General features: G+C 41.1%; 21 protein-coding genes. 9 read left to right on the top strand and 12 right to left on the bottom strand.

Annotated elements, in window-relative coordinates:
- Positions 1–26: 26 nt before the first annotated feature.
- Positions 27–140 carry a cytochrome b6-f complex subunit V gene (petG, locus tag HUN01_RS08205; protein ID WP_063721252.1) on the bottom strand — a complete coding sequence of 38 codons (114 nt, stop codon included), beginning with the start codon at positions 138–140 and terminating at the stop codon, positions 27–29.
- Positions 141–349: 209 nt separating this feature from the next.
- On the opposite strand from petG, the gene HUN01_RS08210 reads away from it, so the two are divergent.
- Together HUN01_RS08210 and HUN01_RS08215 are read left to right on the top strand one after the other, a co-directional pair.
- The gene (locus HUN01_RS08210) at positions 350–724 is read left to right on the top strand and encodes a c-type cytochrome (protein WP_069074395.1); all 375 of its coding nucleotides are present in this window, start codon (positions 350–352) and stop codon (positions 722–724) included.
- A 526-nt stretch (positions 725–1,250) separates the two neighbouring features.
- Positions 1,251–2,048, top strand: a complete 798-nt coding sequence (locus HUN01_RS08215) for a peptidylprolyl isomerase (protein WP_181930856.1) — start codon at positions 1,251–1,253, stop codon at positions 2,046–2,048.
- Between the two features lie 155 nt (positions 2,049–2,203).
- Here HUN01_RS08215 and HUN01_RS08220 read toward each other — a convergent pair whose 3' ends face one another.
- The 3 genes from HUN01_RS08220 to HUN01_RS08230 all read right to left on the bottom strand — a co-directional run bounded on the left by HUN01_RS08220 (position 2,204) and on the right by HUN01_RS08230 (position 4,541).
- Entirely contained in the window at positions 2,204–2,500 is a 297-nt protein-coding gene (locus tag HUN01_RS08220) for a DUF7734 family protein (protein ID WP_181930857.1), read from the bottom strand.
- 34 nt (positions 2,501–2,534) lie between these two features.
- The gene (locus tag HUN01_RS08225; protein WP_181930858.1) at positions 2,535–3,131 is read right to left on the bottom strand and encodes a DUF3177 family protein; all 597 of its coding nucleotides are present in this window, start codon (positions 3,129–3,131) and stop codon (positions 2,535–2,537) included.
- A 1,164-nt stretch (positions 3,132–4,295) separates the two neighbouring features.
- Positions 4,296–4,541, bottom strand: a complete 246-nt coding sequence (locus HUN01_RS08230; RefSeq protein ID WP_069074399.1) for a Calvin cycle protein CP12 — start codon at positions 4,539–4,541, stop codon at positions 4,296–4,298.
- 373 nt (positions 4,542–4,914) lie between these two features.
- Between HUN01_RS08230 and HUN01_RS08235 the strand changes: the two genes are divergently transcribed.
- A complete protein-coding gene (locus HUN01_RS08235; RefSeq protein WP_181930859.1) occupies positions 4,915–6,156 on the top strand; it encodes an FIST signal transduction protein in 1,242 nt (413 codons plus the stop codon).
- Positions 6,157–6,213: 57 nt separating this feature from the next.
- Here the strand turns inward: HUN01_RS08235 and HUN01_RS08240 are convergent, their stop codons facing one another.
- A complete protein-coding gene (locus HUN01_RS08240; protein WP_181930860.1) occupies positions 6,214–7,341 on the bottom strand; it encodes a metallophosphoesterase family protein in 1,128 nt (375 codons plus the stop codon).
- Between the two features lie 303 nt (positions 7,342–7,644).
- On the opposite strand from HUN01_RS08240, the gene HUN01_RS08245 reads away from it, so the two are divergent.
- On the top strand, positions 7,645–8,517 hold the full coding sequence (locus HUN01_RS08245) for an S-methyl-5'-thioadenosine phosphorylase (protein WP_181930861.1): 873 nt from the start codon (positions 7,645–7,647) through the stop codon (positions 8,515–8,517).
- A 95-nt stretch (positions 8,518–8,612) separates the two neighbouring features.
- Here HUN01_RS08245 and HUN01_RS36000 read toward each other — a convergent pair whose 3' ends face one another.
- The gene (locus tag HUN01_RS36000; RefSeq protein WP_257798112.1) at positions 8,613–8,744 is read right to left on the bottom strand and encodes a hypothetical protein; all 132 of its coding nucleotides are present in this window, start codon (positions 8,742–8,744) and stop codon (positions 8,613–8,615) included.
- A 115-nt stretch (positions 8,745–8,859) separates the two neighbouring features.
- The gene (locus HUN01_RS08250) at positions 8,860–9,738 is read right to left on the bottom strand and encodes a M48 family metallopeptidase (RefSeq protein ID WP_181930862.1); all 879 of its coding nucleotides are present in this window, start codon (positions 9,736–9,738) and stop codon (positions 8,860–8,862) included.
- 296 nt (positions 9,739–10,034) lie between these two features.
- Here HUN01_RS08250 and HUN01_RS08255 point away from each other — a divergent pair, with 296 nt between their 5' ends.
- Entirely contained in the window at positions 10,035–11,264 is a 1,230-nt protein-coding gene (locus tag HUN01_RS08255; protein ID WP_181932612.1) for an acetate kinase, read from the top strand.
- A gap of 112 nt (positions 11,265–11,376) precedes the next feature.
- On the opposite strand, the gene HUN01_RS08260 is transcribed toward HUN01_RS08255, so the two are convergent.
- The 3 genes from HUN01_RS08260 to HUN01_RS08270 form a co-directional block, all read right to left on the bottom strand.
- Positions 11,377–12,336: a hypothetical protein gene (locus tag HUN01_RS08260; protein ID WP_181930863.1), complete on the bottom strand. Its 960-nt coding sequence runs from the start codon at positions 12,334–12,336 to the stop codon at positions 11,377–11,379.
- Positions 12,333–13,160 (bottom strand): hypothetical protein, encoded by an 828-nt coding sequence (locus HUN01_RS08265; RefSeq protein ID WP_181930864.1) that lies wholly within the window; start codon positions 13,158–13,160, stop codon positions 12,333–12,335. Before HUN01_RS08265 ends, HUN01_RS08260 begins: the two co-directional genes overlap by 4 nt.
- A 106-nt stretch (positions 13,161–13,266) precedes the next feature.
- Positions 13,267–13,773: a hypothetical protein gene (locus HUN01_RS08270; protein ID WP_181930865.1), complete on the bottom strand. Its 507-nt coding sequence runs from the start codon at positions 13,771–13,773 to the stop codon at positions 13,267–13,269.
- Positions 13,774–14,284: 511 nt separating this feature from the next.
- Between HUN01_RS08270 and HUN01_RS08275 the strand changes: the two genes are divergently transcribed.
- From HUN01_RS08275 to ftsH3, 4 genes are all read left to right on the top strand, one after another.
- Entirely contained in the window at positions 14,285–15,070 is a 786-nt protein-coding gene (locus tag HUN01_RS08275) for a hypothetical protein (protein ID WP_181930866.1), read from the top strand.
- A gap of 61 nt (positions 15,071–15,131) precedes the next feature.
- Positions 15,132–15,551 carry a GNAT family N-acetyltransferase gene (locus HUN01_RS08280; protein ID WP_181930867.1) on the top strand — a complete coding sequence of 140 codons (420 nt, stop codon included), beginning with the start codon at positions 15,132–15,134 and terminating at the stop codon, positions 15,549–15,551.
- A 17-nt stretch (positions 15,552–15,568) separates the two neighbouring features.
- The gene (locus HUN01_RS08285; protein WP_238846091.1) at positions 15,569–16,357 is read left to right on the top strand and encodes an aminotransferase class IV; all 789 of its coding nucleotides are present in this window, start codon (positions 15,569–15,571) and stop codon (positions 16,355–16,357) included.
- A gap of 119 nt (positions 16,358–16,476) precedes the next feature.
- Positions 16,477–18,318, top strand: coding sequence for an ATP-dependent zinc metalloprotease FtsH3 (ftsH3, locus tag HUN01_RS08290; RefSeq protein ID WP_069074409.1), 1,842 nt, complete (start codon positions 16,477–16,479; stop codon positions 18,316–18,318).
- 476 nt (positions 18,319–18,794) lie between these two features.
- On the opposite strand, the gene HUN01_RS08295 is transcribed toward ftsH3, so the two are convergent.
- Entirely contained in the window at positions 18,795–19,013 is a 219-nt protein-coding gene (locus tag HUN01_RS08295) for a hypothetical protein (protein WP_181930868.1), read from the bottom strand.
- A 427-nt stretch (positions 19,014–19,440) separates the two neighbouring features.
- Entirely contained in the window at positions 19,441–20,622 is a 1,182-nt protein-coding gene (locus tag HUN01_RS08300) for a low temperature requirement protein A (RefSeq protein ID WP_181930869.1), read from the bottom strand.
- Between the last annotated feature and the right edge of the window lie 65 nt (positions 20,623–20,687).

The following is a 20,687-nucleotide window of genomic DNA, read 5'->3' on the forward strand; positions in this document are numbered from 1 at the left end:
TTCCGCTAACAAAACTCAGCACTCCCTCATCCCCCCAACTGATTGGGGCGCTTGTATTGCTTATATGCAGCGTAAAAAAGTCCGGCGAGAGTGACGAAAACTAGACCAAGGACAATACCTGATAGCAGGGGTTCAACCACTGTAAATCTCCTCTTTGTAATTATTAAATATTCGTTCCTGTTTTTGATTTTACCAAATTTGGTATGAATCCTGCGCCCTATAGCCTTTTTGGAGGGTGACTGCCTACAAGAAAATAGTCTTCTGTGCTTGCAGACACAATCAAGAACTTTTAAGCTATGTGTAGGAAATGAAAACTTTTTAGCACACCTAGACTTTCACCGCAAACCTTTTGGATAACCAGATTACCAAACCTGAAATCTTGATTCAGCGGATCGTTTTATTGACGCTGGCCATACTGCTAGCAGTCCCTTTGGGCTTTTTTGGTGTTCAGTTGGTTCAAGCCTCCGATCCATACGTCAAGAGTGTTCTATCCTTAACAGGAAACCCAATTCAAGGACACGCGATCTTTCAAATTAATTGTGCTGGTTGTCATGGCTTGGAAGCAGATGGGCGAGTGGGGCCTAGTTTGCAAGCTGTTTCAAAGCACAAGTCTCGGTATGGGCTGATTCACCAAGTGATCAGTGGCGAAACACCGCCAATGCCGAAATTCCAACCTAGTGCACAAGAAATGGCGGATCTTTTGAACTATTTAGAGTCGTTGTAGACCTAAGAATTTTTGGTTGTAGGATACATCAATCCCTCATGTGAAAAGGCAGCATAGGATGTGCTGCTTTTTAAGCCTCTAAAACTGTTAACAGACCTCTAGATGCTTGATAGCGACTTAGGAGCGTCGCCCTTGGCACATCACGCCACTTGCTTGTTCTACTTGAATGGAAATTCCAAACGCTCTGGTGCGAGATGCTGCGCGTAGCTTGCTTCCTCCTAGGAGTACACAGTTATCTCAAAGCACCATAGTTCAGTCTGATAACTTTGTTTTCTAAGTTGTAGTGGAGAGAACTGTCATTAGTCTTTTGTCCTTGTCTTCACATCTGGTTGTATTTGCGTAGAATCTTTGATAAAAACTCATATAACCTGTATATTTTTAAGTATGTTAACAAGTAACTATTTAATTATTGGGAAAGTAAGATTAGCATACCTAACTCGGTAAAATTAAGGCAAAAGCTCCTAAAAAATGGGCTACGGTATAGCTTTTTGAACAGACTAGATATTCTTGAGATGCCCAAAAGCTAATGACTGAAGTGATCCAAATCGGTAATCGTACAATCACAGCGAGTGAACTGATTTCCTTACTGGCAAGTTACCAAATGCTGCCACAGTTGCAGCGGGAACTGATCATTGATGAGGCGATAGAGCAAAACTCAAGCTCGGACAAGGTAGCAATAGAATGTACACCTGAAGAAGTAGCCCAAGCTAAACAGCAGTTTTACGCTGAAAAACAGTTTAAAAATGAAGAAGACATCCAGGCTTGGATAGCATATCAAGGGCTGACTCCAGATCAACTAGAAGTTATTACCACTCGTAAGCTAAAAATTGAAAAATTCAAGCAAGCCACTTGGGGTAATAAACTGGAATCTCACTTTTTTCAGTCCAAAGTAAAACTGGACAAAGTAATTTATTCACTACTGCGAACTCAGGATGTGGGAATTGCCCAAGAACTCTACTTCCGGATTCAGGCAAAAGAAAACTCTTTTGCTGACTTGGCGCGGGAATACTCACTTGGGCCAGAAGCCCAAACAGGCGGCTTGGTAGGCCCGATTGAACTGAATGCACTACATCCGGTAATGGTGCAAATGCTCTCTAGCAGTCAACCAGGTCAGATATTGCCCCCTACCCGCATCGCTGAATGGTTTGTGATTTTGCGGTTGGAAAAATTTATTCCAGCACAATTGGATGAATTTATGAAAGTGCGCTTGCTGAATGAACTTTTTGAAACTTGGCTGCAAGAACAGCAAAAGAAAATTATGTCTACTCCAAAAGGAGAGGGGAATAAAGAGCGACAAGGAGAGGGCGATCAACCTTTAACCTAAGCATGGGAGATAACTCTCATGCTTGGCTTCAAAACCGAAGGTAGCGATCGCAATTCCTTATGAAGATGTAACTTTTGAATCACTTTCTAGCGAACTTAGCTAAGTCGAGAAGCTTGAGTGAAGCAATCAATCAATCACATTTGACTACCACTTACTTAGACTCCTACTTCTGATAATAGAGGTTCCATAGCTTCCCAAGATAGTCCTTGTTGAATATAACGGGGTGCTTCAGGATTATAAGGACTGGCTACTCGGTCAATGTTGAGGATGTTTGCCCCATCTGGTAGAACTGGTACATCTGCATCAAATGCAGTAGGGCGCATCAAAGAACTGGAAAAGCCTTTGAAAACAGCAATTGTATCTTGCTCATCGGCAATTTCCACCGTTACAAGTAAGACTTCTTGGGGGCGTTTAGCGGTGTATTGTTCCAATCGCTTGCCAATAGAATTCATTTTTTTGAGGTAGGAGTAAGGCGGACAGAGACGGTTACTGTGGTGTGGCCGAGCGTCCCTGCTTGCCCAGCTTAATCAGAACAAAATAGCTTAGGTAAAGCACATAAATTACTAAACTAACTATGCCAAGAAAACCTAAGAACTCAGCCTTACTATTAGCATGAAAATATTCTTTGAATAACAACGGAGCCTCGAACCAAACGCTACAATAAGCAGTCTTCAGTACACTGCCAGAAAAAGCACAAACCAGAAAAGGGATAGAAGCTAGTGTACCCAAAATACAATAAACAGTTATAGCCCAGCGCCAAGAGGTAAAAATAAATTTCAAAGAGCCACTGGTTTGATACTCAATTTCATCATTGAGATCCACCCAGAACCAGAGCGAAATTGGAATCAAAATCCGAGCCATTAAGCCAGAGATAAAACCAACTGGATACTGGGCAATCATTAAGTAAATCGTGATTGCTACCAGGCTTGCTACTCGCCAGTATATAGTCAATAAGCGTTGTATGCCTTCTGCTTTTTGCACAAATGCCCAAATTAGAAGAATTAGCGGAATAATTACCAGGAATAGTACTGCCAGTCGGTAATCAATCCAGACGAAAGGGCGAAACCAAATATTATAGTCCATAGTTTTTCTCAAACAATAGATAAAAGGAATTCAGACATCAGGAGTCAGACTTAATCAAGTGGGTTTTTATACCATTACCTGATTGTAGAGTGCTTAATAAGTTAGGGGTATAAAACCCTTTGATTCAGGAGTCAGTCGGACTCCAATTCATGCTGAATTATGACTCTTGAATTCAGCATGAATTCTTCTTGATAATAGTTTAATCAAAGCATAAAGCTCAGTAGTTAACTTCAATACTGTACTAATTAGTTATGATTCCCATAGTCATTTACGATTTCACAAAATTTATCCGAAGTAAGTAGGCGAGAAAAATTTAATGTATACGAAGAAATATAAATTAGCCGTAGGTGTGTTATTCCATAAACTAAAGCACCTTAAATTGTTGACGTTGCGTTGCGCTGTGCAACAACACATCCTACATTTAAATTCCTTATAGCGTTTCCCAGGCAACTGAGGTACACCCAAATCTTGCTCACCAAGGTTAATAGCTTTAAAAACGTACCTCACTAGGTCGGGAACCGCTATAACCCTCTTCTGTCACTCTCCGAAAACATTTGCCTTTTCTAAAATCTAGAGCTTTTGTATAACAAGCGATTGCGCGATTATTTTCTAATAACAAATACAAGTCCTATTTTTTTCTAATAGTATAGCTTGTATTGATTGCCTCATGAGGCTTCTAGCGATCACTTTCCCGGAAAGTGACAGAAGAGGGATAACCCTCTTCTGTCACTCTCCGAAAACATTTGCCTTTTCTAAAATCTAGAGCTTTTGTATAACAAGCGATTGCGCGATTATTTTCTAATAACAAATACAAGTCCTATTTTTTTCTAATAGTATAGCTTGTATTGATTGCCTCATGAGGCTTCTAGCGATCACTTTCCCGGAAAGTGACAGAAGAGGGATAACATCGCTGTAAATATTAGCACCGACTTACTTACAAGCGAGTTTATCGGGGCGTACATTTGTACGTCTCTACAAGCAATTCATTTGTTGTTTCATTTTGAGAAAATATATTACAAGCTAAAGTAAGGAATTTTTTATCAAGAAATAATTAAGGGGGATGGGGCGACTCTCCGCGTTGCCCCATCCCCCACTCTTCGCGTCTTTTTTGGTCAATCTTGGTTGCTTGCTGACCAAAGGAACAAAATTCACTTGCCTCAATTTCTAGTCGTCGTAAACCCGGCATTCAATTGCATCTGGGTTGTCATCACAATACTGTTCTAGAGAATTTTTTGGCTTGCTTTGGCGTTTGTGGGAAGCTTCGGCTTGCAATTCTTCTACTGCATCCCAAGCAGCAGCACACTCTGGTGAGTTGCTACCGTTAATATCACAGACAGTACGCGCTTGTTCCACTTCTTCTTGGATTTTCTCTTGGATGTCGCCTTTTGCTGTTTCTTGGATGTTGGTCATTGCTTTAGTCTCGTTGTGTGTTGTTAATACTAGTATAGAAAAAGTTCAGAAATGGCAGTATTTAGCTTCATTACTAACTATTCTAACCATTTAGCTGATCATCAGTTAGTGCTTTAGCCCATTGATTTATAACCAATACAGCAAAATGTTGCACTTGTGATGCATTTACCTTTATTTTTTAAGATTTTGTGGAATCAGTAGCATAGATAAATAATCATACAATATATTTAGATGCCTATATTAGGGAATAATAACCCCAGCTTCTTGGGATAGAGGAGACAAAGGGCTGGCGTCAATTCTTGTAAGATGTAATTCTTCCCAAAATAAAAAATCAAAACCTACTAGCCTAAAAAGAGAAAGAAGCTCAAAACTCATGGCAGACCAAATGCAGTGGGCAAATGCCCTATCAACCCGTCATTCTTTGGAAGCCGCTGTTACAGATGTGGTGGAACGAGCTGTCTCATCGTTAACAGCACCAGCTGATCTAGGACTGGTATTCATTTCGTCTGCTTTTACGAGTGAGTATTCCCGACTGTTACCTTTGTTAGCGGAAAAACTTTCTGTGCCAATATTAATTGGCTGTAGTGGTGGAGGTGTGATTGGGACTACAGTTAACGGAGAAACCCAAGAGTTGGAAGCTGAACCAGCTATTAGCTTGACTTTAGCACACCTTCCAGGAGTGAATATTCAAGTCTTTCATGTTGTTGCGGAAGAATTACCTGACTTAGACAGTTCACCAAATGCTTGGCTTGATTTGATCGGTGTGCCACCATCACCGACACCCCAGTTCATCTTGCTGTCTAGTTCTTTCGCCTCTGGAATAAACGATTTGTTGCAGGGGCTGGATTTCGCTTATCCAGGATCAGTGATAGTGGGGGGACAGGCTAGTGGTGGGGGTATGGGCGGTCGTGCTGCTCTATTTTGTAACGATACTGGCGGTGAGGAACACCAAAACCTGTATCGTGAGGGCACTGTTGGTATAGCTTTGACTGGCAATATTGTTTTGGAAACGATTGTAGCCCAAGGATGCCGACCGATTGGCAAGCCGTTGCAAGTCACAAAGGCCGATCGCAATATTATTCTGGAGTTAGATGAAAAAGTACCTTTAGTGGTGTTGCGAGATTTGATTGCGAGTCTCAGCGAACAAGAACGGATATTAGCACAGCACTCTTTGTTTGTGGGTGTGGCGATGGATGAATTTAAGCTGGCTTTGCAGCAAGGAGACTTTTTAATTCGTGGTATTCTTGGGGTCGATCCAACAGCTGGGGCGATCGCTATTGGCGATCGCGTCCGTCCCGGTCAAAGGCTGCAATTCCACCTACGCGATGCTGAAGCCTCCGCTGAAGACCTGGAATTACTCCTCAAAAGTTATCAAGACCAACGAGAATCTGAACCCTCTGCTGTGGCTGCTTTGATGTTTTCCTGTCTGGGGCGAGGTGAAGGACTGTATGGTAAACCCAACTTCGATTCTGAACTATTTCGGCGCTATCTTAACGATATTCCTGTTGGTGGCTTTTTCTGTGGGGGTGAAATTGGCCCTGTTGGTGGCAGAACCTTCTTACACGCCTACACTTCAGCATTTGGAATTTGTCGCCAAAACAATGCTGAGTGCTGAGTGCTGAGTGCTGAGTGATGAGTACTGAGTGCTGAGTGTTCAATCATCTTCTAACTCCTAACTCTTATCTAGCAAAAGTGTGGTGTTATTATCAATCAGAGTTAAAGTTCCACCACTAGCGATCGCTGAGTTAGATTGTGATGCACTATATGTTTGAATGTAGCGCCGCACTTCTGGGGGAAAATGAGGGTAATCTAATACTGCATCTCCATCGGCAATAGTTGCCCAGAAGTCGCGTAAACTAGGAGCTAATTCTTTTGCTTGTGATAACGGTAAGTTTAATGGAGAGTGAGTTAGTAGCTTGATTAGAAAGGGGAAAGAGCGATCGCCCATCCATTGCCGCGATGACTGTTGCAAGTCGGGGAATTCAGGTACAGACTCTACCCGATGGGATAAAATTTGCAGCCATTCTTTGCCTTGCTGATCTCGATGGAACTCTAGCACTCGGTAAGGGTGAGGATAGCTAACTAAAGAACCAGTGGTAATATCATATACTCCATCTGAGTAAGCAATATCCTGAACATGCAAATGTCCGGTAAACACTAGCTTGACTCCGTAGCGTCTTAGCAACTGCAATAGTTCTGCTGAATTTGCTAACATGTAGCGATTTGCTAGTGGATGGCTCGATTGATTGGGCAAATGCTCTACCACATTATGATGCACCATTACCAAAACTAAGTCATCACCAGATGCCGCCAGCACCTCTTCTAACCACCGTAGCTGTTTGGCATCCAAACACCCCACCTGTTCACCCTGGTCATTAAATAAGTTAGAATTCAGTCCAATCAGCTTAACTCCAGGTAACAATTGACGAATGTAGTAAATCTGTCGTGGATCGTCATAGCCAAACTTCGTGTAATAGTAGGGAAAATCCGTAAAAGCAATTGATTGCTGATCAGCCGATAGCACCGGAACGTCATGATTACCAGGAACAACATAGACGGGAAAAGGTAGCTGGGCTAAACATTGTTGCAACCAGGCGTGGTTCTCTGGTTCGCCGTGCTGAGTTAAATCTCCTGGCAACAATAAGAAATCTAAATCGAGTTGTGTTAAATGTTCTAGTACACTTTTAAATGCTGAGATACTTACTTCCACCAGATGAAATCTACTGGGATGATCCCAGATTGTGTGAGGAAGTGCCAGGTGTAAGTCGCTGACTACCGCAAAGCGAAAATTGAGAGTCATTGATTTATAAAAATGTTAAAAGCAGGGGTTAAAACAAGCCTTTTCCCAAAAGTATAACGCTTGCTTTGTTTATCTGCGTAGGAGTGCGTCTACTTAACATTTCTATACATTAAGCATTGACTATACACTATGTTCAGGATTGCTGAGTGGAAAGATTCATAAGTACTACTTCTTAATCAGGACTCAGTACTGGCTCAATGCCCCGCTACCGCTAACATAACTCAGCACTCCTGAATGCCTTTTATACTACTCCCCTTTTCGATAAAATAACTTAGCAGATTAGCAAGAAACAGGTTCAGAATCATGGCTCAAGCTAGTATTGGGATTATTGGTGGTAGCGGTCTTTACAAAATGGATGCCCTCAAAGATGTCGAAGAGGTGCGAGTCGAGACTCCTTTTGGTTCACCATCTGATGCTTTGATTCTAGGGACTTTGGATGGTACACGAGTAGCTTTTTTAGCGCGTCATGGTCGCAATCACACGCTTTTACCTTCCGAGTTACCATTTCGCGCTAATATCTATGCGATGAAGCAATTGGGTGTGAAGTATTTAATCTCAGCTAGTGCTGTGGGTTCCTTGAAAGCAGAGGCGAAACCACTGGATATGGTGGTGCCAGATCAGTTTATTGATCGGACGAAAAATCGAATTTCAACTTTTTTTGGTGAGGGAATTGTTGCTCACATTGCCTTTGGTGATCCGATTTGTAAGAATTTAGCTGTTGTGTTGGCAGATGCGATCGCATCTCTCAATTTACCAGAAGTTACTCTCCATCGCGGCGGTACTTATGTGTGCATGGAAGGGCCGGCTTTTTCCACTAAGGCAGAATCGAATCTTTACCGCAGTTGGGATGCAACAATCATTGGCATGACGAATTTACCAGAGGCGAAGTTGGCAAGGGAAGCGGAAATTGCTTATGCAACTTTAGCGCTGGTGACAGATTATGATTGTTGGCATCCAGACCATGACAGTGTGACGGTGGAATTGGTGATTGGTAATTTGCTGCGGAATGCTGTGAATGCTCAAAAGGTGATTCAAGAAACTGTGCGGCGCTTGAGTGAAAATCCACCAACTAGTGAGGCGCATTCGGCGTTGCAGTATGCGATTTTGACTCAGTTGGATAAAGCACCAGCGGCGACTAAGGAAAAGTTAGGGTTATTGTTGCAGAAGTATTTATAGTATTGGTGATGATTGAGTGATGTCTATGACGGGCTACGCCTACACTACCGCAGACTCTTAAGCGACGGACTACGATCATAAAATCATACAGGCGATCACAGGTAACTATATAAGCTGCCGTCAACAAAATCATGATTTTCGTGATCAAGCTTTGCTTGTTCGTTGTATCTGGCAGATGATGGTGCGTAGGCGTAGCCGTCGTAGACATCGCTTTCCTTCAAATTCAATGATTAATTTTTCACAATCATAATTAGTGTATTGCGGCAAAATAATTTATCAGCTGCGATTTCTAATGGCTAGACTTGTAATCCTATGGTGTGAGGAGGATCGTGATTATTAACTCTACCAATTGCGCCACCCACCTTTGGGTGCAACTTCATTATTAGTAGACTTCAGTCCGTGACTTTGCAACAGAGTTTGATATTCTGTGCTGCTAGCCCAGCGATCAATTTCTCGCGCCCGTAGCACTGGCACTGGATGTGTTAATTGGGCTGTACGAGCAGCTTTGACCATTTCCCCCAGTTCTGTCTTGCTAATATCATCGTAAGCGCGGGCTTGGGCAACAAAGGCATCAAGATTCAGTTGCGGTGCTAAGGTTGGAGAACCCCCTGCCAACTTCATTAACACAGACATAACAACTTTGGGATCTTGGGTTGCTAGTAATGCGGCGCGATCGCAGGTAAACTCAGCACAGCGTACCCATTCTAAAAGTTGCGCCTGTATGGCTTGGGCAACAAAGGTTCCAACATTGGGCACAATCGCCGCAGCTAATATCAGTAAATTTACAGGAGTCAAGTAAACACTATGATCACACTTGAGATGCCCCAACTCGTGGGCAATTACTGCCTGTATTTCTTCTGGTGTAAGCATATCAATCAGGGAAGTGTGTAGCACAACAAAGGGCTGCTTACCCCGCACAGCAAAAGTATAGGCGTTGGGAGCCGGATGTTGCCTGACATACAACTGGGGAGGATCTATATCCAGGATTTTACAAGCGTCTAACAACAACTTATGTAAATCGGGCAGTTGCTTTTCACCCACCAAAACACTGGAGGCAATATTTTCCACATAGAAAACCTGCTCTGCCATTGGCCCAAGCCAATTTCGCACCAACATATCTATGCCTGGTATCTGCTTGAGCGCTCTGGTAGCTTCCAGGTCTAATGGATGACGAAATGAGTCAGCTTTTAAACCAATCAGCGGGGTTTTGAAGAATGACATAGTGCAGCAAGCTATAAAAAACACAACTATGGAATTTGGCTGGATAAATAAACAGCCTCCCACAGTTAGTATAACGATTTAACTAGGGTGTTTCTTTTCTTGCACACTCTTAAAACCTTTATCCATCTTTAATAAAACTTATGTAAAACTATACGCCGTAGGGGCAATTCATGAATTGCCCCTACCTGAAAATCATTTTTTTCGGCTATTGTTTGCGTAAGTCCTGGTTAAGAAAACTAAGCATGGGGCCAAACTTAGTGACATGATCAAAAAAGATCATGTTTTTATGTTGTTATATGAAAATATTGGTGCTGAATGCCGGATCGAGCAGCGAAAAGAGTTGTCTGTATGAAATTGCAGATAAAGCTTTCCCCACCCAAGCACTTCAACCCCTTTGGGAAGGGCAAATCAACTGGACTCAAGATCAGAGTGTGGCAGAAATTGAGGTGAAAACTGCTACGGGTGCAAAGCTGCAAGAATCAATCTCTGGTGACTCCCGACAGGCAGACCTCACCTATATGCTCAATACACTTAGTCATGGTGCTACCAAGGTAATTGATCAGTTATCAGAAATCAATGTGGTGGGGCATCGGGTAGTACATGGTGGACAGGATTATCAAGATAGTGTGGTAATTACGGAGGATATTAAAAAGGCGATCGCTGGTTTGTCTAACCTTGCACCAGCACATAATCCAGTCGCGGTGGAAGGAATAGAAGCAATTGAAAACATCTTAGGAAATGTCACTCAAATAGCAGTGTTTGATACCGGATTTCATGCCACTCTACCCGATGCAGCCGCAATCTATCCCGGCCCATATCAGTGGGTAGAGCAAGGTATTCGTCGCTATGGGTTTCATGGTATCAGTCACCAATACTGTTCTCAACGTGCTGCCCAAATTCTTGGTCAAGATGTTCCACCTGAGCGGTTAATTACCTGCCATCTGGGCAACGGTTGTTCTTTAGCGGCGATTAAAAATGGTCGCAGTATTGATACCACTATGGGATTCACACCCGTAGAAGGATTAATGATGGGTAGTCGTTCTGGTTCAGTTGATCCGGGGATTTTAATTTACCTGTTACGGTACGGTAATTACTCCATCGAAAAATTGGATGATATCTTAAATAAAACCTCTGGGTTAAAGGGAATTTCGGGTGTCTCTAGCGATATGCGTGAAGTGAGAGAAGCGATCGCTCAAGGTAACTCCCGCGCTCAACTGGCTTGGGATATCTACGTACATCGCTTGCGTTCTGGTATCGGTGCAATGCTTACCAGTTTGGGCGGATTAGATGCTTTAGTGTTTACAGCCGGTGTGGGTGAACACTCTGCGGAAATTCGCCAAGCCGCCTGTGAAGCCTTTGGATTTTTGGGATTAAAACTTGACCTTGAGAAAAATCAACAGCAGCCTGTGGATGAAGATATTGCTACATCCGATTCAGCTGTACGGGTATTGGTTATTCATACTCAAGAGGATTGGGCGATCGCTCAACAGTGTTGGCAACTTTTGAAAAAAGTTCGTGATATGTAATTCGTAATTAGCAAGTCTGATTAATCTGGGTAACATTTTTGAATATCCAGTTACCCTATACCCCTGATTTTTTCACGAAAGAATCTCTTTTTAAATGCCCCATACCCGATTTTCAACCTAGTAACCAACGCATAAAACCTTTACCGATTTGCCCCACTATAATACTAAAAACCCATTTTAAAAGCGGCCCGATTAGTGACAAAAATAGCAAAAATAAGAAATCAGTGGGAGTAAAAAGAAAAATACTAGAAGTTATACAAGTTAGTCCCCACGCCAGCCAATTTCGAGATTGGGAACTGATAGAAGTCCATCTCGGAAGTTGATTAACAAGCCAATAGCGAATAGTCGCAAATACAAAAGATGTTACTAGTCCAGCAAGTATTGATAATGAAAGTGTAAGTGATTGTGCTAAGTGTAATTTCCAAGCGAAAAAAGCAGCAGGGAACACTGAAGCTAGCTCCCAAGCAAATAGATTTAATTTAGTCCGAAGATAGCTTAGTATTTGTTCAATAAGCCAATAATATACATAAACAATATTTAAACACTCAGGATTTTGGATAAAGTCACTCTTGATTTTGTGAATTATATCGCCATAAAACAAGACATTACTTTGTAAAACAATATCTTGCTCTTTCCAAAAATATAGGTCTGATGTGTCTTCTTGATAATAAAAATTAAAAGTAACTCCGTACTGTAACGCCGATTTATTTTGTAATGATTTATTCCAGAATAATTTGATAAAACTTACTATAAAAGTATCGTCAAAAATTTTAAAGATTTTTTTATTAATAACTAATTTCTTGGATTGCACAGTATTTTTGCTAAAGCAAATATTATCGCTAAAGCAGTTGTAGTACCAAATGTAAGCTAATAATTTTGGTGGAATGTACAGAGAGCAACCTATTTTTCGCGCTTCCTCAATTTGTTTTAAAACTGCCCTATTTAGATAAAAAGTATACTGTCCTGGCTCAACCTTAATTTCAAGTTCAATAGGAGCGCCTTGAGGTATTTGCACAAAGACAGAGAGTTGAACATCATCTTCATTATTTATGTGTGTTTTATAAGCGTTCATTGTTGGGATAATTTTGCGATATTTTGTATAATACCAATCAGAAACTCTAGCGTTCCACGCCACTGTTTTTCTCCAGCAACTATCCCTTCATTATGTATTTTTAAGATTAAATCTCTATCCCCTTCAGGTAATTGAAATAGCTTTTTATGGTAACGGCTGATAATATCTCCATCTAACTGCATAACAGTTTGAGCATAAATAATATCAATATCTACGCTGTTAATATGACCACCATCGAGTGCAGCTTTAAGTTCAGACATTTTCCGTAGAGTACGAATGAATTTACCATTATTCAAAAGCTGTTCAATCTCTTTCCACCTTTGCCGCAAATTGTTTTGATGATCTTCTTCATCTGCAACAGGAGTTGGAGCAGGCAATATTGGTCGAGCTAGCTTTATGTACACCGGATCTTCTGGAAGAATATTTGGATCATTTTCCAATTCATATTTAAGACGCTCCTGATATCGTACTATCCTAGGATCTGGATCACTAGTCTCAGTACTTTTTTCAAGGAGAATGTAAAAATATTCTTTTTCTAGCTGCGAAAATAGACTTTTATAAAGTTTTTGTAATTCATAGGCTTGAGTTTTTTCTGGTTCTGGTAAAATCTCTGGATTTGGAATTCCTTTAACATGAAAGTAGTCTTTATCTTTTATTGAATAAATCTCTTCATAGGCTTGCCAAGCATTAAACTTTGCGCCAGTAATTTGCTCGACAACCATTGTATTGACTTCTAAAGCTGTAATATCATCGACTAATCCATGTACAGATGAAACTATTTTCCCTAAAAGATCTCTGGCTTGTTCTTGAATTTGGTTGGACATAATAACAATTTCCTTGATTTTTCTAAAGCAAATTAACCTACAGATTTGGACAAGTTCCGATGCTGTAGGTATTTTAGGGTGATTATTTATTAATAAATAACGTTTACTATGGTCGGGATGGCGATTGTTGTGAAGTTTTACGAGATTTCATAATTTCTATAAAAAATCCATACAACTTTTGCAAACTTTCTATATTTTTTTGCATAATTTCTCGACTTTCTTTTATTTGACTTAAATGAAATTCGCGAAGTTCTGTATATGAACCACTACCAACAAATTGACTACCAACTTCATTATTAATATCACCATCAATTAGGTTTATTATGGTGTGCATTCGATTCCCTGGTTGAGCAATTTGTTGCCCTTGTATTTCTTCAATTTGAGTAGATGACTCTGGAACCCAAGTGGTAATTTCTAGCTCAACAACTTCAACTATTGCTGTTTGAATGGCATCAATAATGTCATCAATATTGAATCCTTCTCCTTTAGTATTCAGTTTTTTAACTTTTCTTTTAAATTCACTACTTGGTTTGCTCCATTGACTATTTCTTTCCCCATTCTCGCTAGCTTGACCATTACTTTCTGTGTTTTCATCAACAGTATTATTCAGCATGATATTCTAGAGGTTACAGATTTAAATATAAACAAAATACAATTTTAGGCTATGTCAAAACTTTCAAGGATTTTACTAAAAAAAAGTAACTAAAGTCAAAAAAACTTAATATTTTAAGAGCTTTTTCCTAAAAAAAGTTATGCTTTCCTAAAGCCAAATTTATTTTAGAAAAAGAATAATACCATTTTCAGATTTTGGAGCCACTGCTTTGCAGTGAGTTCAGCACTGTGAAAGAGGTTTTACCGTTGTCCTACTAGTGACGTGATTCTGAAAAAATTATTTAACTAGCTCTTGAGCGTCTCATTACAATTTTTAGACAAATGAATCTAGGGTATATATCGAGTCGAGACAAACTTAAAGTATAATTTAATACTACCATTGCCATGAATTTATTTTAGTCAACCTGTTCGATATTTTGCCTATCAAAGCTTAGAGGCGCAAGTGCTAACAAAACTTTCCCATAGCTCTGTGTATATAATAATTATGACTATGCTGATAAAGACAGAAAAATATGTTGCTATATCGTCAATTTTTTACTACACCTTTAATAGCTTGTGTATGTATATTAGGAGTGGGATTGATTCAATTTCCCCAATTGCAAAAACTAATAAGTAGCAAACAATCTGCCTCTTTAGAAACTCTAGAGAAAGAAATAAAATCTGAAAATATCCGTCTTAATTTTCTCCAAAAAATGCCTAGTTTTGGTTATGATAACTTCGTTGCAGATTTGGTGTATCTCAATTTTTTACAATATTTCGGGGACGATGAAGTTCGGGATAAAACAGGTTACAGTTTAAGTCCAGAATATTTTGAAGTGATTCTAGAACGTGATCCGCGATTTTTAGCAGCCTATCGGAGTCTTTCTATCAGTACTTCATTATATGCTGCCATGCCAGAACGTGCGATCGCAATATCAGAGAAAGGCTTAAAATCACTATCTCCCTCAGTTCCCGAAAAGTCTTATTACATCTGGCGTTACAAAGGAATTGATGAGTTATTATTTTTAGGCAATGCTCAAGCTGCCCAACAATCTTTTGCAATGGCGGCACACTGGGCTAGTAAATTTTCTGATGAAGAGAGTCAGCTTATAGCTACTACTTCCCAAAAAACTGCGGAATTTTTGAGTCGAAATCCTAACAGTAAATATGCCCAAATTTCTACTTGGTCAATGGTCTTAAATAATCAAGTTGATGAGAGAACTCAGAAACGAGCAATTAAAGAAATCGAAGCTTTGGGAGGAAAAGTAATTACAACTCCTGAAGGTACTAATAAAATTGTATTCCCACCAAAAGATTAAATTATTAGTCATAACGCAATCAATTCAAAATTTCTCCCGCATGATTGATTAGGTAATACTAATGTCAATACAATTGGCAGAATCTAACTTTCAAATATTAGGGTGTTTTCCTGTTATTTCGCAGTTGCGCCCTCACCTTGATCAGGTTAAGTTTGTAGAACAAGTTCAATATCAAATGAAAGAAGGATATAAACTTGCATTCTTGGAAGTTGAAAAGCAAGCTGTTGCAGTGACAGGATTTCGCATTTCTACGTGTTTAGCATCGGGCAAGTTCTTATACATTGATGATTTAGTTGTTGATGAGTTTAAACGATCACACAGCTATGGTCAACAGTTATTTCAGTGGCTCATTGAATATGCAAGAAATCATGACTGTAAACACCTGAGTCTTGATTCTGGTGTTCAGCGATTTGCCGCTCATAGATTTTATCTCACGCAGCGTATGAGTATTACAAGTCATCACTTTTCAATGGAATTGTAGCGACAAGTAATCTAATTGTGACGAAAAACATTTTTTGGTATAACGGTCAATTAATTCACTCTCAAACCCTAGAATTAAACATTAACGATCCAGGTTTACTTTATGGGGCAACTGTTTTTACAACATTGCGGGTTTATCAGAACTCGCTGGATAATCATTTAACTAATTGGCAAGCACATTGCGATCGCTTACTTTTCTCACTACAAACTTTTGGGTGGCATCAACCAGACTGGAACCGTGTGCGTCAAGGTGCCGAAATCCTCCTTGCACACTTCCCCGTTCTCAGAATTACCCTTTTTCCCGATGGACGGGAATGGATAACTGGCAGATTCCTACCACAAAATTTGACAGAAAAACAAAAAAATGGTGTTATCTGCGCCGTTGCTAGTTCAGAATTTTCTCGCTCTCTCCCCTCTCATAAAACTGGAAACTATTTGAGTGCTTGGTTAGCAAAAACTAGCTTAGATGGTCAAGAAGCAATACTAGTCGATGCCCAAGGAAATTGGCTAGAAACCAGTACAGGCAACCTTTGGGGATGGTGCGATCGCAGTTGGTACACGCCGCCAATAAAGGCAGGAATTTTGCCGGGAATTATGCGATCGCAACTTGTAAACTGGCTGCAAAACCAGCAGCAGCAGGTACGGGAAGAAACTTGGAGCGTAGAGTTAGTCCAGAGATTTGAAGCGATCGCCTACACTAATAGTGTGGTAGAAATTATTCCCATTCATACCGTTAATCAGCCTTCAGGGTCGCTACAATATAATCCCTACCATCAGAGTTTTCAGCTAATAAAGGGGCTTTTTTAAGTATGACACTCACGCCAAATTTGTTATATCTTAAGATAAGTTAACATAATTCTTAATAATCACCTTTGCGATCAGAGACGCAAGGCGATCGCGCGAAAAATACCGGAGGATAGACCTTAGTGAATAAAAGATGGAGAAATGCAGGGCTGTACGCGCTGCTGTTTATTGTCGTAATTGCGCTGGGAACAGCATTTTTTGACAAACAACCCCAAAGCAGAGAGACATGGCGATACAGTCGCTTTATTCAAGAAGTTCAGCAAGGCAGAGTAGAAAAAGTCAGTTTGAGTGCAGATCGCTCTACAGCACTGGTTACACCCAAATATGACCCAGCGAAACGGATTGTTACCTTAGTCAACGATCCAGACCTGATTAATACTCTGACTTCTAAAGGCGTTGATATTTCTGTTTTGCCCCAAACCGATGAAGGATTTTGGTTTAAGGCACTAAGCAGCTTATTTTTCCCTGTATTACTTTTGGTTGGCTTATTCTTCTTGCTACGTCGCGCTCAAAGTGGCCCAGGCAGCCAAGCGATGAACTTTGGCAAATCCAAAGCCAGAGTGCAAATGGAACCACAAACTCAGGTGACATTTAGTGATGTCGCTGGTATTGACCAAGCCAAGTTGGAATTAAACGAAGTCGTAGACTTTTTGAAAAACGCCGATCGCTTTACCGCTGTTGGTGCAAAAATTCCTAAAGGTGTGCTGTTAGTTGGCCCTCCTGGTACAGGTAAAACCCTCCTAGCTCGTGCCGTAGCTGGTGAAGCAGGTGTACCGTTCTTCTCGATCTCCGGTTCGGAATTTGTGGAAATGTTCGTAGGTGTGGGTGCATCCCGCGTCCGCGATTTATTTGAACAAGCTAAGACTAATGCTCCTTGTATCGTCTTCATCGATGAAATTGACGCCGTAGGTCGTCAACGGGGTGCAGGTTTAGGTGGTGGTAACGATGAGCGGGAACAAACCCTCAACCAGTTGCTTACAGAAATGGATGGCTTTGAAGGTAATACTGGCATCATCATTATTGCCGCTACCAACCGTCCTGATGTCCTAGATGCAGCCCTATTACGTCCTGGTCGCTTTGACCGTCAAGTTGTAGTAGACCGTCCCGACTATGCCGGACGCAGCGAAATTCTCAAGGTTCACGCCCGTGGCAAAACCTTGGCGAAAGATGTGGACTTGGATAAAATTGCCCGTCGTACACCTGGATTTACTGGCGCAGATTTATCCAACCTGTTGAATGAAGCCGCAATTCTGGCAGCACGCCGGAATTTGACTGAGATTTCGATGGATGAAATCAACGACGCAATTGATCGCGTATTAGCTGGGCCAGAGAAGAAAGACCGGGTAATGAGCGAAAAGCGCAAAACCTTGGTTGCTTATCACGAAGCTGGTCACGCCTTGGTTGGTGCTTTAATGCCCGACTATGACCCAGTACAAAAAATTAGCATTATCCCTCGCGGTCGCGCAGGTGGTTTAACTTGGTTTACCCCCAGCGAAGACCGGATGGACACTGGTTTATACAGCCGCGCTTATCTAGAAAATCAGATGGCTGTAGCTTTGGGTGGTCGGATTGCTGAAGAATTAATCTTTGGTGAAGAAGAAGTTACCACTGGTGCTTCCAACGACTTACAACAAGTAGCACGGGTTGCCCGTCAGATGATTACCCGGTTTGGAATGAGCGATCGCTTGGGCCCTGTCGCCCTTGGTCGTCAACAAGGTAACATGTTCCTCGGAAGAGATATCATGTCAGAGCGCGATTTTTCTGAAGAAACCGCCGCCGCTATTGATGAAGAAGTTCGTAAACTTGTAGATGTTGCCTATACACGCGCTAAAGAAGTGTTAGTGGGTAACCGCCACATTTTAGATCAGATAGCACAAATGCTGGTTGACAAAGAAACAGTAGACGCTGAAGAGTTGCAAGAAATTCTGTCTAATAACGATGTGACAACCGCTGCGTTTGCCTAATTTAATGAGAAGTGATGAGTTAAAAACAATTTCTAACTCCTAACTTTTGAAATTCGGGGTAATTCTGAGATTTTCCAGAGTTACCCCAATTTTTTTTATTCCTTGTCAAAAGCCCGGCCATGAAGACCGGGCTTTTAATCATAAATGGGGTTATATACCCCGAAGGTTTCGTTATAGAGTTTCAGTATAAATCGGTAGTCTGATAGAGACTACCATCTGACCATAATCAATTCCGGAAAATTAGAAAAATTTTTCTAGATACACGACTCAATACTTGTCGGTTAAGGGTTAAAGGGAAAGGAAAAAGCCTAGAAATCGAGGTAATTCGGAGATTTTACGAATTACCCTGATTGTGATTAAGACAAAAGAATCTATGCATTCTGTGGCACACCCCTTACAGCGATCAAATAGATAACTTTCTGAATCTTTACAAGACTAGCGTGAAGAATGACTGGATGCTCAACCAGTCGCCGATTCTAAACTCTGGATGTCGGTTTCAAAAATAGCCACGCCACAAAGAACGTAGCCGCTGTGAAGAGTTGCGTCAAGTCCAAAGCAGATAGATAACCATCTGCAAATGAAGCAATACTGCGATCGGTAATGCCAAATACCCAGGATGACAGGCCAAATAGCCAAATCCCATTCTTGAGATTTCCGACGAACTCTTTAGAGTCTGATGGTTCTTGGTCGTTCATGATCTTCTGCTCCGTTAGTGAAGAATCTGGTGATTGATGCAAAATACCTGTCATTAGGAATTTTTTTGGACTCCTGACGCTGAATTTACACTTACTATTAATAATATTAATAAATATTTCACCTGCTTGACTTCACTACCCAAAGGTACATCTCATAACCCTGACATTCCTCCTTTGGTTCTGCTACATCCGATAGACGATAATGCGTTGAGTTCTCAGCTTTACAGCGCCGGGTTTGAATACTGAGATTACATAATCTTTAAATAACTATATAAATATTTATTTATTTTGTTAAAAAGTACTCCATAGGATAGATGTGTTTCCAGGAATGCTTCAGATTTTAATTGTGTAGATACTTTTTAGGGGCGCACAGCTAGCTGTGCGCCCCTAGACCCAAAAGAGGGTATGAAATAAATTACGCCAGGAGTTAGATTTCTGGGTCAACCAAGCGGGTAGTGGGACGACTCTGATATAAATCTTGAACGACTTGAACCGCAGAAACTATAGCTACAAGGGCAATGACTGCAACAGGTAACAAACCTCTGCCAAAAATAGCGATCGCTAGCAGCACAACTGCACCCCCAAGTCTATACTGGGAACGAATTTTGCAATAACGGATCACTCCAAATCTGTGAAGAATACTGACAGCTAGAGAGCATAATGCTACGGAACCACACATGAGCCATCGCTGAGAATCGGGTAGTGCTAAAGCTGGCTTACTCAACAAGATTTGTTCTACACCGACTCCAGCAGCAGCAATCCCAATCACCAGCGGTAAATGGGTGTAGAGCCAGAGATTGACAACACCAACTTTTCCATGTGTTCGCGCCATCTCAATAGGTTTACCACCCAGGTTATCAAAATATACCCACCACCAGCTAAAGGCGATAATTAGACCGAATATAGCAGAAATCGCGGTTAAAACATCCCATTTTTGCTCAGAAACACCATTGACCACTGCAATGATTGCTTCACCCAAAACAATAATGGTAAATAGCCCGAAACGTTCTGGTAAGTGAGAGGCGTGGGGAAGTAACCCGATCTGAAACTTACGTCCTGTTAACAGTGTAGCAAAGTCAATAATGATTCCCAGTGTCCAAAATCCGAATCGCCAAGGAATGGGTACTAATGCTGATATTAACCAAAAGAAAGCTGCGATCGCAAAACCAATAGCGTAGCGAGTGGTCAAAGGACGCGCTGAAGAGATATGTCTTCCAGCACGAACGTATTCGATTACCAGCACCACTCGACCGAGAGCATAGGAAATGGCAAAACCGGGGGAACTCTCACTCAAACCGTGGTGGATATTAATAGCCATTGCTGCTGCTGTCAGCATTTGTATACCAATCAGCAGCCGATGTCCCACATCATCGCTATCAAAGCGATTGGCATAGAATGTAGTGCCAATCCATGACCACCAAACTGGTATAAATAGAACTATAAACCCAAACCATCCTGATAGAGAGATATCCTCGTTGAGATTGTGGGCCAGTTGAGAAACTGCAACTACAAAAACCAAATCATAAAAAAGTTCTAGCCAAGTAGCGCGTCGTTCTTCTTCGGTGTCTTCACCAATACGTAATCTTGGCGGTTGGAGAAAATTTGCCATAGTGCTAATTGCGAATCGCTAATTGTTTTTTACCATTAGCCGTCATTTATTAGCGAGGGCTTAGA

It is taken from the genome of Nostoc edaphicum CCNP1411 (assembly GCF_014023275.1).
Lineage (GTDB): Bacteria > Cyanobacteriota > Cyanobacteriia > Cyanobacteriales > Nostocaceae > Nostoc > Nostoc edaphicum_A.